Below are 12,521 nucleotides of genomic sequence, written 5' to 3' on the forward strand. Positions count from 1 at the left end.
CTACGAAGCCTGCCGCCCAGCAAGCGTCTCGACAGCGGCCGCGACCTCGCTCGGGTGGGAGATCGGTGTCAAATGGTTGGCCCCAGCAATGATCGTAGCCGCCGGCGCACCAACCCGCGTGGCCGTCTCAGCCGCGTTCCCGCCCTGGGTGTCGAACTCCCCAAACACCACTGACCGAGGAGCCGGTACGCCGCGCAGCAACTCCAGCCGCTCAGCCTGTACTGCGGGAATCCCGTCAGCCGTCATCTCCCACACTGCCTTCTCCGCCCCCGGCTGACGGAACGGCCGGACCCACTGGTCGACCACCATCGCCGGGCACCCCGGCCCGCACGTGTCCTCGTAGATCCGCCGCAGCAGCCAGTCCGAGCCGAGGACCATCCGGTACAGCGTCGTCCGGTACGGCGGAACGATCAGGTCCTGCGCTATCGAGCGACCCTCCGGTAGCGGCAACCCGTCACCGTCGAGGAACATCAGCCCACCGATCCGCTCAGGAGCCTCCAGCGTCGCCTCAGCCGCGATGCCTGCACCCAGCGAGTGCCCCACCAGCATCGGCCGTGGTTGCCCAGGGCCCCCGAGCTGCATAGCCTCCAGGAACCCGAGCAACTGGGCAGCAAGGTGTTCCACCGTGTACGGCGCCTTGCGCTCGCTGTACCCGTACCCGGTGATGTCATAGGCGTAGACGCGATGCCCCTTGGCCAGCAGTGGCGCCAGCAGCGACCAGGTGTCAACCGACTCCGCCGAGCCGTGCACCAGCACTACCGGCGTACCGGTGGAGCCCCACGTCTCGTACCGGGTTTTGACGTCACCCGCCTGGACGAACTTCAACCCGTCCGGCGCCGGAGCCGTGCCGTCCGTGAAGGCGTTGTACGCGAACGACCCCACCGTGACGACCAGCAGGAACCCGACGATCACCAGGAGAGCCCGCCGCAGGAACCGTTTCACCGGTCAAGTCTGACCGACAAGGCCCCGGCTCCGTGGCACCGGCCTTCCCGAAGTACGGGTGAGGCGCGATGCTAAGCCAATGGGGATCGTTGGGCGGGGGCGGGAACTCGAGGCTTTGCGGGGCTGGCTGGAGGAAGGGCGGGCCGGGCGCGGCCGGGTGGTGATCTGCGGCGGTGAGGCAGGTATCGGCAAGACGCGGCTGGCGCAGGAGTTCGCCGGGAGCGCCTTGGCGACCGGTGCCACGGTGGTGTGGGGCCGGTGCGTAGAGGGCGACGGCGCACCGGCGTACTGGCCGTGGCGGCAGGTGCTGAAGGGCCTGCAGGCCGACGCCGACCACCTGCTGACCGGCAAAGCCAGCACAGGCGGTCCAGACGCCGTGGCCGAAGCAGGTGGCGACAGGTTCCAGCTGTTCGAAGCGGTCACCGAAGCGATCGAGAACGCCGCCGGTCCCCAAGGACTGGTGATCCTGCTGGACGACATCCACCGCGCAGACGAACCCTCCCTGCTCGTACTGCGCTACCTGGCCGGCCAAGTCGGCAACCTCCCGGTTCTCGTTGTCGCCACCTGCCGCCACGACGAGCGCCCGAAACTCCTGGCAGACCTCCCCGCCGACCGCCTCGACCTCCACGGGCTCGACCTCGACGCCGTCCGCGAACAGTTGCCCACAGCAACACCAGACCAGGTCGACCATGTCTACGCGATCACCGGCGGCAACCCGCTGTTCGTCACCGAGGTCGCGCGCGCGATCGCCGACGGCTCCTGGCGCCCCAACCGGCCACCGCGGACCGTCCGAGACATCGTCGCCAGCAGACTCGATCGCGTCACCGGCGACTGCCGCCGGCTGGTGCAGGCAGCGGCGATCGTCGGTCGTGAGTTCCAGCTCGCCACAGTTGCCGCCGTCCTCGACCTTCCGGTGGAGAGCTGCCTGCCGCTGGTCGACGAGGCCATCACCTTCGGCTTCCTCGACCAGAACCTGCGCTTCGTCCATGCCCTCACCCGCGACGCGGTCGAGGCCTCGCTGAGCACCACCGATCGAGCCGCGCTGCACCGGAGCGTCGCCGAAGTACTGGAGCAGCAGTACGCCGGCGACCTGACCGAGCACCTCGCCGACATCGCCCGGCACCGGGCCGAGCTGGCGCCGTACGGGGAAGGTGCGACTGCGCAACGCTGGCTGGTGCTCGCCGCCGAGGACGCGGTACGACGACTGGCGTACGAGGAAGGTGTGCGGCTCTACCAGGCCGCGCTGGAGATCGCGCCCACACCGGCGGAGGAACGTTGCTCCAGGCAAGTAGCCCTCGGTCGCGCGGCCTATCTCGCGGGCGACCTGCAGACCTGTGTGAAGGCGGCGACCGAAGCCGCGAAGGCCGCACAGAATCCGGAACAGAAGGCGGAAGCAGCGCTCGTCCTGGAGGCGGTCCCCGATCCTGGCATCAACACCACTGCGAAGCGACTGTGCGAGGAGGCCCTCGCCGCTGACGTGCGCGACGCGACCAGGGCGAGGTTGCTGGCTCAGCGAAGCCATCTCGCCTTCTACGACGGCGAGCAGGACCGGCTCGACAGCCTCAGCCTGGAGGCACTGGAACTAGCCCGCCGCACAAACGACGACCGCGCACTGGCCGACGCCCTGCATGCCCGGCAAGAAGCCTGCCCGGGACCATCGGGCCGCGCCGAAAGATTGCTGTTAGCAACAGAAATGCTCGAACTCGCCCAACGGACCGACAACCCCCGCGCCGCGATGTGGGGCGAGCTCTGGCGCCTCGATGCCCTGATCGAGAGCGGCAGGCTCGCCGGCGCGGCCGAGGAACTCCCAGCCCTCAAGGTCGCCGTCGACCGCGTCGGCGGTCCGGTCAGCGCCTGGCACCACGATCGCGTCGCCGCCTGCATCGCGCAGGCCCGCGGCCGGTACGCCGAGGCCGCGGTGATCGCCCGGCGCGGATTCGAGCGGATGCGAGTCGTCGAGCCGGCCCCTGCGACCGGCGCGTACTACGCCCTGCTCATCGCCATGGCCGGTCATGTCGGCACCCCCGACGCCACGATCGGCCAGGTGTTCGACCCACCGCCGCGGTTCGCCACGATGGCTCACCTCTCCCGCGCCTACCTGCAGAGCTGCACCGGCCGCATCCAGGAGGCGACAGCGTCGTACCGGCAGGCAGGTCCTCTCGAGACGTGGTCGCTGCCCGCCTTCTTCGTCATGCCCGGCTACGTGTACGCCGCACTCGCTTGCGCGGGCATCGGCCGGCACGACGATCTGGCGGTACTCCTGGAGCGACTGGAGCCCTTCCGGGGTGAACATGCCGTAGGCAACGGAGTCGCCTACCTCGGCCCGGTCGAACTGGCGCTGGGTCGTGGCGCCGCTGCACTGGGACGACTGGGCGATGCCGTCGAGGACTTGACCACCGCAGTCCATCAAGCCAGTCGCGCGGGCGCACCGGGGTTCGTGGCCGAGGCGCAGTACCACCTTGCACAGGCTCTACGACACCGCAACGGGCCGGGCGATCGAACCCGAGCCGACGCCATTGCCCAGGAGGCTGCCCGGCTGGCCGAGTCGCTGGGCATGACCGCCTTCCAGGACAAACCGCCGACCAGCCCCAAGTCTGTGCTGAGCACCCGCGAAGCCGAAGTCGCCACCCTGGTCGCCGACGGTCTCACCAATCGGCAGATCGCGGCCGAGCTCGTCATCTCCGAGCGGACCGCGCAGAACCACGTCCAGCACATCCTGACCAAACTCGGTTTCGCCACCCGCAGCCAGATCGCGACCTGGGCGGCGCGGGGCGGAATGAGTACCCCGATGAGTGATTCGGCGGATTCGCGCTAGCTCGCGAATTCGTAGCGTGACTCGTGTGGCCGGCAACCGGCCGCCCGAGCAGAGGAGTCAGTCATGCAATGGATCGCAGTCGCCACCCCGCCCTTCGCCACCATCGACCAGTTCGACCGGGTGATGGAGAACCTGGGCCCGGAGCCCGACGGCCTGCAGGCCAGGTACGCCGGAACGACCGAGGACGGCGTCCGCGTCGTCACCCTGTGGGAGTCGAAGGCCCACGCCGACCGCTTCTTCGCCGAACGCCTCGGCCCCGCGCTGGCCAAGGCCCTCGGACCCGAGCCGGCCGGCGCACCGACCATCCTCGGCATCGACGTGGCCCGCACCTACACCCGCTGACCTCAAGGGTCTCGCCCGCCGGCCCGAAGCGTCTCGGCCGCACCTACATCCGCCGGCCCGAAGCGTCTCGCTCGAACAGCATGGCCGTCGTACCGGCGTCGACGAAGAGTTCGACGCCGGTGATGGCGCGGGCCTCCGCGGAGAGCAGGAACGCGACCGCGTTGCCGATGTCGATCGACTCGACGGCCGTCGGCAGCATCTGCCGGGTCGCGACGAACTCGTCGAGCAGGTGCGCATTGCCGCGGCTCTCAACCGCGCCAGGCTGAACGATGTTGCAGCGAATACCGCGCCGTCCGTAGTCCTGCGCGATCCCACGCGTCAACGCAGTGAGCGCGGCCTTCGTCGCGGCGTACAGGGTGAAGGTCTCGGCCGCGCCGGCCGCGTGCACCGACCCGATGTTGACGATGCTCCCGCCACCGTTCTCGACCATGACCGGCAGCACTTCCCGGATGCACGTCCAGGGCCCGCGGTAGTTGATGGCATGCAACCGATCGAACTCCTCCGGCGTCGCCTCGGCCCCGTCCTTCCGCAGCCCGACACCAGCACTGTTGACCCAGGCATCAATCCGCCCGAACTCACCCACCGCCGCCGCCACACAAGTCCGTACCGACTCAACATCCGTGACATCAAGAGCAACCGGTACTGCGACCCCGCCCGCCGCCCGCAACTCCTCGACCACGCCCTCGGCGGCCGCCAGATCGAGATCGGCAACCACCACCGACCACCCCTTACCCACCAGCGCCCGGCAGATCCCGTTCCCGATCCGCGGCCCGCCCCCACCCGTCACCACACAAACCGACATCCAGCACACCCTTTCGCCGATGGTTCCCGCCATCCTGCCCGAGGGTGACTGTGCCTACCGACAGGACATAGTCGCCGTGCGCCCGAGCGCCACGCTCACGAGAGCGGCGTCCGGGCGCAGTACGGGGACTACGTCCTGTCGGTCGGGACGGGTTACTGGCCGGTGAAGGTGAAGGTTGAGCCTGGTTCCTTGGTGATGTCGCCGTCGCGGGAGTTGGTGATGGTGACTCCTGCCAGGACTGCGTTGCCGCGGGCGCCGCCCATGGCGAGGATGCCGGAGCCGTTGTTGGACTTGTCGATGCGGACGTTCGTGATGGCGACGTTCGGCATTTCGCCGCCGCCGGTCTTGAACTGGATGCCGTCGTAGGTGGAGTCGACGATGTCGGTGTCGCGGATGGTGACGCCGGGGATCGGGAGGTTGGACGGGAAGAGGGTGATCGCGCCGAACTCCTGGTCCTCGTTCCAGAACGCTCCCCCGCACCGGTACAGGCCGTTGTTCGCGATCAGGGTCGTACCGGAGAACGGCAGCGGGTCGTGGTCGGTGGCGAGCATGATGCCGGGATAGTTCATCGTGTCGTAGATCAGGTTGTTCTCGATCTTGTTGCCGTAGCCGCCGTAGATCGCGATGCCGTTCGCGCGCCAGGGCAGCTGGACGGTGTTGTTGGTGAACGCGTTGTCGTGGCCGACGTCGACCGACTGGTCCTTCACGTACTTGTTCGCCCAGACGGCCAGCGCGTCGTCACCGGTGGTCCGGAAGGACGAGTTGAACACCTTGGAGTTGCGCGAGCCGTTGCTGAAGTTGATGCCGTCGGCATAGGTGTTGCGCACCCGCATCCCACTGAACTCGAGACCGTCCGCCGGACCCCACAGCTCGGGGATGTTGTCGTAGTCCCGGCCGACCCAGGCACCGACGTTGGCGTGCTCGATCCAGACGTTGCTGATCTTCGTGCCGGTCCCGAACCGGCCGTTCAGCGCGACACCGCCCTCGGCGTTGCCGTCACCGCCGCGGATCCGCCCGGAGCCGAAGATGGCGATGTCCGAGATCTGCGTGTTCTTGTCGATGTCGAACCCGAAGTTGCCTTCGTGCGGGTGGTTGATGCCGCCGGCGTTCTGCGGCTCGATCGTGGAATAGAGCTGGGAGTGCCACATCCCCGCGCCGCGGATGGTGACGTTGCTGATCCCGACCTGGTTGTGCTGACCCCGGTTGAGCGGGTCGTCGGTGAGGATCTTCTTCTCCTGCCGCCACTGACCGGCCGGGACCCAGACGCAGGAGATCACGCCGTTCTGGTCGTCGGTGACCGCACGCTGGATGGCGTCCGCGTCATCGATCCCGTCCCCTGCCACCGCCCCGTACTGCGTGATGCTGGTGCAGCCCGCGGGCTGGCTCGACGGTGCTGCCACTTGCTCGAGGTCGATCGTGTCGATGATGTAGAACGCCGCGGTGTCCCCCGCGTCGCGCTGCAATTTGAACTTCGTGCCCGGCGGGTAGGACTGTGCCAGCAAGGCGTGCGACTCGTCGAACAGCCGGCGCGCGTCGCCACCGGGGGTGTTCGTCAGCGCCTCGGGTCCGTCGCTGTTGCCGTAGAGCCAGCTGTGGCGCGACGACAGGGTGAGCTTCCGCGAGAAGGTCCCGTTGATGTACAAGCTGATCGTTGCCTCAAGCCCCTGTCCGTTGGCCGAGTCGGGGATCGAGTTGCGGACGACGATCGAGTTGGACTGGTTGGTCGAGGTGAACTCGACGAACTGGCCCTGGCTGGTCAACCGGACCGATGACCGGCCGGACGACTCGGTGGCGAAGTTGGTGTGGCCGAAGGTGCGCAGCTGGTCGGTGACCAGCAAGGTGCCCTGGTAGTTCGCGGCCTCCGCTTCGTACGAGACCCACGGAACCGCCGCTCCCCGGCCGACCACGATGGATCGTGCCAGCGAGTTGTTGGTTTCGTTTGTCTCGGTGACGGCGTTGGCCGAGTCCGCCGTTGCGGTGAGAGTCGCTCCGCCGTTGGTGGCGGTCCAGCTACCGCTGATGGCGACGTTGGCGGTGGCACCGGCGGCGATTGCTCCGGTGGCTCCGGTGAGAGTGGTGCTGCCGACCGTCAGCCGCGTAGTACTGGCTGCTGCTGCGGACGTGCCGCGGTTGTGGACGGCGACGGTGAAGCTGACCGGGGCTCCGACGGCCGGGTTCGGCGGGTTGGAGGTGATGCCGGTGACCTGCAGATCGGGACCGGGAGCCTGCGCAATCACCAGTTGCGTGGCCGCGGTGAAGGTGTTGTTGGTGTCGTTCTGCTCGACGATCGTGTTGGTCGGGTCGACTGCCGCGGACACGCTGTAGGTGCCTTCGGCGCGGGTGCCGGCGTTGAACGAGACCGTGGCCGAAGCGCCGGCGGCGAGCGCGCCCACCGGCACGGTGCCGACGACGGTCCCGCCGAGGTTGAAGTTGAGGCTGGTCGCGCCGGCCGCTGCCGAGCCGATGTTCTGGACGGTCGCGGAGAGCGTGATCGGCGTGCTTTCACTGGGTGACGCGGGTGTCCAGCTGGCCGCGGTGACGACCAGGTCCGGGTTCGGCGCCGGCGTACCGATCACCTGCAACTCGGCAACCTGACCACCAGGAGCGCCGGTGTTGCTGAAGACCTGCACCCGTACGTCGGCGACGCGGCCGCTGACCGGGATCTCGATGCTGTTGCCCGATGCGGGGTTGAAGTCGTAGGTGGCGCGCGCCTTCAGAACCGTGAAGGCGGTGGCGCCTTGGTCGCGGCCGAGTACCTCGATGCTCTGCGTGCGCGGGCCCCAGATCTGGTCCGGGTTGAGCTTGACGACGACCGAGCTGATGTCGGCATTGGAGCCGAGCTTGACGGTCAGCGTGGCCGGGAAGCCGTTGGACTCCCAGTAGGTGCCGGTGTTGTTGTCGTTGGCGTTGGTCGCGACGAAGTTGTGGATCGTGGAGGACGCCTCGATCGGCTTGCCGTTGGCGAGATTGGAGCCGGTCGTCTGACCGGCGCGGCGGACCCGGTTGCTGTCGCCCGACTCGTTGCCGGCGGCATCACGGGCGCGGACGTAGTACTCGACCGTCGCCGACGCGGGCTGCGATTCGGTGAAGGTCAGGACGTTGCCGGCGACCGTGGTGACCGCGGCGTTGTTGCGGTAGACGGTGTAGCCGGTTACGCCGACGTTGTCGGTCGCGGCGTTCCAGGCGAGCCGGATCTGCCCAGCGGTCGGCTCGGTCAGCGCGAGGCTGCCCGGCGCGGTCGGCGCCTGGGTGTCGCCGCCGGTGTCCGGGCCGTGGAGCTCGAACTCGGACAGCTGGCCGGCTGCCCAGCCGGTGTTGCCAGTGATGTTGAGCCGCACGTAGCGGGTGGTCGCCGCCGGGAAGGTGATGGTGACGGTGTTGTTGCTTGCGGGCGTGAAGTTGTAGCCGGCGCTAGCGACCAGCTCCGAGTACGTCGTACCGTCGCTGCTCGTTTGGACGGCCAGCGCCTGGGTCCGTGCGCCCCAGCCGGCCGGCAGCTTCAGCACGACTCGGTCGACTGCCTTGGCGCTGCCCAGGTCGGCGCGGATCCACTGCGGGAAGGCGTTGTTGGTGCTTTCCCAGTACGAGTTCTGGTTGCCGTCACCGGCGTTGCCGACCGGGTAGTCGCCCAGGGAGCTGTTGGCGGTCAGGGTCTTGGTCAGGACCGCCGTCGCGGCGGCGGAGGCGACGGTCGGCACGAGTCCGATCACGATCAGGGCGGCGGCGAGCAGGCCACCGAGCATGCGTTTCATGGCTGTCCTCACGACGGAAGGGGCGGAGACTCGCAAATTGCAGAGATCTGCAAATATTTTGCGAGTCAGTAGCCAAAGATTGCAGCCCGTGGGCTCTCCGTCAACGGCTCGTGGTCAGCCGGTGCCAGCTTGACTGGTGGCACCAGAGCGAGGTGGGGGCGAGGTAGGGACGGAGCAAGGAGGTCAGGTAGGGGTCTGCCTGGTTGCGGAGTTCGGCGGTGGCGAGGTGGCGCGCGACGCCGGCCAGGAAGTCGGCCAGCTGGATGCGGGGATCGGTGCGGGAGTCCAGCATCGTCAGGCCCAGCAGGGGTTCCGGGTTCGGCGAGACGGTCCGGAGCAGGGCGCCGACCTGCGCGACCCGGTACGGCGTAAGCGCACTCTGCTCGTCATGGAGGATCCGCACCGACGACCCGTCGGCGCTCCACAGTCGCGCGGTTTCGAACAGTGCCGGGATCAGCGGTTCGAGTGGCGGCGGGACCGGTGAGCGATCGTCGCGGAGTTCGTTGAGTACGTGGAACAACTGCGGCCGGGCGTCACGCAGCGGCTGCAGCAACGGATCGAGCCGCTCCGAACGCATCCCGTCGAGGGTCTGGAGGAAGCGAGCGACCCATGGGCCGTCGATCCCGCGATAGCGCTTGTGGCGCATCATCATGACGAAGGTGGCGAGGAAGGCGCGCCATCTCGGCGCACCGAAGACGACCGGTCCGGCGCGGTGCAGAGTGCGGGCGACTGGGCGCAGGTCGAGCGAGAGGCTCGTGCCGGCGGCGTACGACGGGTCGCCGATGAGCAGGTCGACCAGCCTGGTCACGGTGAAGTAGGTCTTGTCCGTGAGATGCACGGTTGCTTGGCCGGAGAGCGTGCCGAGCAGCCACTCGACGGCGATGCGGTGCCGCAGGAGTTGGCTGGCTTTGTACTCCCTGGCTGAGTAGCGGCGGAACCTCGCGCGGATCAGGGCGACGTACTCCGCTGCCGTCTCCTGGTCGAGGTGGAGACCGGCATGGGTGATGATTTCGAGATCGGGATCGAGCATGTTGGAGCCGGTGAATCCGGACTCGTCACAGGCGATCTCGCGGTGTCGCGAGGACATGGGGCTCCCTGAGAAGGAAAGACTGCACGCTTGAAGGACCCGGCGCGGGGCAGGGTCGTCGATCACGCGAACGCTGTGGAACTCAGCGGCGGATCAGAAAGCGGCAGCAGCCTTCTCAGCAGACATGCCACCCATCATCGGCGCCCACTCGCCGATCCGCCACCGGCTTTCGAGCCGGCCGCCGGGTGGGGCGAGGCGCCGAGCGGGGCGTGGGGTCAGGGTTTGCGGGCCAGGGCGGCGAGGATTAGTTGACTGGCTCCGGTGGGGGTGGTGGTGGGGGCGGGCCACCAGTCGCCGAGGCTGACCAGGCCTGGGTCTTGCAGTTCCAGGCCTTCGAAGAGGGAGCCGATTTCGGCCGGCGTACGGAAGGTGACGCTGCTGAAGCCGAGTCGCAGTTTCTCCTCCACCCGGGTCGCGAACTCCGCGCTGCGGCTGCCGTCGCGCGGGTTGCACGGGTGGGTCAGGGCGAGGTACGAGCCGGACGGCAACGCGTCGAGGTAGCCGGTCACGATCTCCCGCGCGCGCTTGGTCTCGCGAACGTGGTGCAGCACCAGACACTGGATCACCGCGACCGGCCGGGTGAGATCCAGCGCCCCGGTGACGATCGGGTCGGCGAGCACCGCGGCCGGGTCGGTCAGGTCGCCGGCGGCGAAGAAGCTGTACCGGTCGTCGGCGAGCAGCGCCTGGCCGTGCCGGATCACGGTCGGATCCTTGTCGAGGTAGACGACGGTCGCCTTCGGGTTCACCCGGGCCGCGATCTCGTGCGTGTTGTCCGCGGTCGGCAACCCGGACCCCAGGTCCAGGAACTGGACCACGGCGGCCTCGCGCAGTACCCGCTCGACCACCTCGGCCAGCCAGCGCCGGTTCGCCTGGAGCAGCGCGGGCATCTCCGGCGCCACCTTCAGCACCTGCTGGGCGAGCTGCCGGTCGACCTCGAAGCTGTCCTTGCCCCCAAGGAACAGGTCGTAGACGCGCGCGTCGCTCGGCCGCTGCATATCGACGTCCGGCGCTCGTCCGCGCCGATCGTCAGCCCCCTGGTCCATCTCCACCGCCTGGAATCCGAAAATCGCAATTACCGGAGGCTATCGCAGCATCGCGCTCCGTACACGACGTCAGGGCCTCGAACGGCGATCTGCCCACGACCTGCCCCAGCCTGCCCCGATCTCCAGATGTCCGGCCCGGATCGGGAACCTTCCCGAGCCGGGCGACACAGACAGGCAGACCGGACCGGAGAACTGAGCACCGAGAGGAACCTGATGCGTCAGACAATGACCAGGCGGCGACGATGATCGGCCTGCAGCCGGGACAGTATGGGCGGACGATGACAGCCGGCAGCGATCGCTCTTTGTGGTACCGCGCCGCCGAGGGTGATGCGGAGGCCTTCGGTCAGCTCTACGACCGGCATGCCCGGGCGATCTACAACTTCCTGTACCGCCGGACCGCGTCCTGGAGCGACGCCGAGGATCTCACCTCGGCGGTGTTCCTGCACGCCTGGCGCCGGCGGGCCGAGATCGAGCTGGACCGGGAATCAGCGCTGCCCTGGCTGATCCGTACGGCGGACTACACCGCCCGCAACGAGTGGCGCTCGAAGTCCCGCTACCGCCGCGCCCTCGCCGCCGCCCACCTGCTCGCGGACCACGAGCGGGATCACGCGGACGAGGTGGCCGGCCGGATCGACGACGACCAGCAGATCCGCCGGGCCCGGGCAGCACTGCGCAAGTTGCCCAAACAGGAGCAGGAGATCGTCGAACTCTGCGTCTGGGCCGGCCTCGACCAGCAAGCCGCGGCCGTCGCGCTGGACATCCCGCTCGGCACCGTCAAGTCCCGACTTTCCCGGGCCCGCAAGCACCTGCGCGACCTCGCGCACTTCCCAGCCGTGGAGAACCAGTCATGAACAACCTGCTGACCCCGCCCCCGGAGCACGACCTCCGCTCCACCACCCGCGAGCGCCAGCGCGAGGAACTGATCGCCATCGTCGCGCACGAGTCCCACCAGGGCACACCCCGCCGTCGCCTCGTCCCTCTCGCCGCGGCCGCGGCAGTCGTCGCGGTGGTCGCCGGCCTCGCGGTCGGCGTACCGGCTCTGCGAGGCGATGGGAGTGAGCCCGCCGTGAGCGGGTCGACCGGCAGCGATTTGGCCAGGAGTGCGCCGGCCCAGGCGCTCGACGCCTTGGCGACCAAGCTGACCTGGTCCGCCTGCCTCATGGGCGTCAGGGAAAATCCCCGTCTACGGGAGCCAATCCTGCCTTACACGGGCGGCAAGGCCTTCGAGTACAAGACGGACACCGCCCCCGGTACGCCGAAGCGCTGGTTCTTCACGGTCAGTGGGAGCTACGGGTCCTCGCTGGTCTGCGCTCTGGATGCTCAAGGCAAGGTGGTCGAGCGCTGGTCCATCACGGGCCCAACCGGCAGGGGCCTCTTCCTGTTCGCGCCGGCGGAGGTGCGGGGCGGGAGCAGCGGTCTGTACACCGCGCCGGTGGCCAGGATCACGCTCCAGAAACCAGGTGGGCCGTTGGTCGAGGCCCGGCTCCGTGACGGGTTCTGGTTCACTTCGCTGGCCGATGCCAAGGCGGCGACCGTGCGCGCGTACGACAAAGCCGGCAAGCTGATCTACGACTCGGTCGAACAACGACCGTCGCCGGACGACTGCTACGCCGATCCGTACGGCACCAAGGTCCTCAAGACGGGCAAGACGCCGAATCCGAACCCCGCCAGCTGCCACCGAACCCTGGTCTGGTCCAACCAGCCGCGATGAGCTTCTTCCGGCCGGGTCGTCATGATG

General features: G+C 68.5%; 9 protein-coding genes. 4 read left to right on the forward strand and 5 right to left on the reverse strand.

Annotated features, from left to right (window positions below; genetic code table 11):
- Entirely contained in the window at positions 1–942 is a 942-nt protein-coding gene (locus ACQPYM_RS34640; RefSeq protein WP_433009120.1) for an alpha/beta fold hydrolase, read from the reverse strand.
- A 79-nt stretch (positions 943–1,021) separates the two neighbouring features.
- On the opposite strand from ACQPYM_RS34640, the gene ACQPYM_RS34645 reads away from it, so the two are divergent.
- On the forward strand, positions 1,022–3,757 hold the full coding sequence (locus ACQPYM_RS34645) for an ATP-binding protein (protein ID WP_433009123.1): 2,736 nt from the start codon (positions 1,022–1,024) through the stop codon (positions 3,755–3,757).
- Positions 3,758–3,820: 63 nt separating this feature from the next.
- Positions 3,821–4,099, forward strand: coding sequence for a hypothetical protein (locus ACQPYM_RS34650; protein WP_433009126.1), 279 nt, complete (start codon positions 3,821–3,823; stop codon positions 4,097–4,099).
- Between the two features lie 43 nt (positions 4,100–4,142).
- Here the strand turns inward: ACQPYM_RS34650 and ACQPYM_RS34655 are convergent, their stop codons facing one another.
- The 4 genes from ACQPYM_RS34655 to ACQPYM_RS34670 form a co-directional block, all read right to left on the reverse strand.
- Entirely contained in the window at positions 4,143–4,901 is a 759-nt protein-coding gene (locus ACQPYM_RS34655) for an SDR family NAD(P)-dependent oxidoreductase (protein WP_433009128.1), read from the reverse strand.
- A 152-nt stretch (positions 4,902–5,053) separates the two neighbouring features.
- Positions 5,054–8,653: a CARDB domain-containing protein gene (locus tag ACQPYM_RS34660; protein WP_433009131.1), complete on the reverse strand. Its 3,600-nt coding sequence runs from the start codon at positions 8,651–8,653 to the stop codon at positions 5,054–5,056.
- Between the two features lie 100 nt (positions 8,654–8,753).
- A complete protein-coding gene (locus ACQPYM_RS34665) occupies positions 8,754–9,740 on the reverse strand; it encodes a hypothetical protein (protein ID WP_433009134.1) in 987 nt (328 codons plus the stop codon).
- 215 nt (positions 9,741–9,955) lie between these two features.
- Positions 9,956–10,783, reverse strand: coding sequence for an SAM-dependent methyltransferase (locus tag ACQPYM_RS34670; protein WP_433009136.1), 828 nt, complete (start codon positions 10,781–10,783; stop codon positions 9,956–9,958).
- Positions 10,784–11,061: 278 nt separating this feature from the next.
- Here ACQPYM_RS34670 and ACQPYM_RS34675 point away from each other — a divergent pair, with 278 nt between their 5' ends.
- Both ACQPYM_RS34675 and ACQPYM_RS34680 read left to right on the forward strand, forming a co-directional pair.
- Entirely contained in the window at positions 11,062–11,634 is a 573-nt protein-coding gene (locus ACQPYM_RS34675; RefSeq protein WP_433009139.1) for an RNA polymerase sigma factor, read from the forward strand.
- Positions 11,631–12,494: a hypothetical protein gene (locus ACQPYM_RS34680; protein WP_433009142.1), complete on the forward strand. Its 864-nt coding sequence runs from the start codon at positions 11,631–11,633 to the stop codon at positions 12,492–12,494. Before ACQPYM_RS34675 ends, ACQPYM_RS34680 begins: the two co-directional genes overlap by 4 nt.
- Positions 12,495–12,521: the final 27 nt, after the last annotated feature.

The organism is Kribbella sp. CA-294648, from assembly GCF_050943845.1.
In the GTDB taxonomy this organism is placed as follows: Bacteria; Actinomycetota; Actinomycetes; order Propionibacteriales; family Kribbellaceae; genus Kribbella.

Coding starts and splice junctions, on each gene's coding strand:
- ACQPYM_RS34645 (WP_433009123.1), top strand. CDS start 1,022: ATGGGGATCGTTGGGCGGGGGCGGGAACTCGAGGCTTTGCGGGGCTGG.
- ACQPYM_RS34650 (WP_433009126.1), top strand. CDS start 3,821: ATGCAATGGATCGCAGTCGCCACCCCGCCCTTCGCCACCATCGACCAG.
- ACQPYM_RS34655 (WP_433009128.1), bottom strand. CDS start 4,901: ATGTCGGTTTGTGTGGTGACGGGTGGGGGCGGGCCGCGGATCGGGAAC.
- ACQPYM_RS34660 (WP_433009131.1), bottom strand. CDS start 8,653: ATGAAACGCATGCTCGGTGGCCTGCTCGCCGCCGCCCTGATCGTGATC.
- ACQPYM_RS34665 (WP_433009134.1), bottom strand. CDS start 9,740: ATGTCCTCGCGACACCGCGAGATCGCCTGTGACGAGTCCGGATTCACC.
- ACQPYM_RS34670 (WP_433009136.1), bottom strand. CDS start 10,783: ATGGACCAGGGGGCTGACGATCGGCGCGGACGAGCGCCGGACGTCGAT.
- ACQPYM_RS34675 (WP_433009139.1), top strand. CDS start 11,062: ATGACAGCCGGCAGCGATCGCTCTTTGTGGTACCGCGCCGCCGAGGGT.
- ACQPYM_RS34680 (WP_433009142.1), top strand. CDS start 11,631: ATGAACAACCTGCTGACCCCGCCCCCGGAGCACGACCTCCGCTCCACC.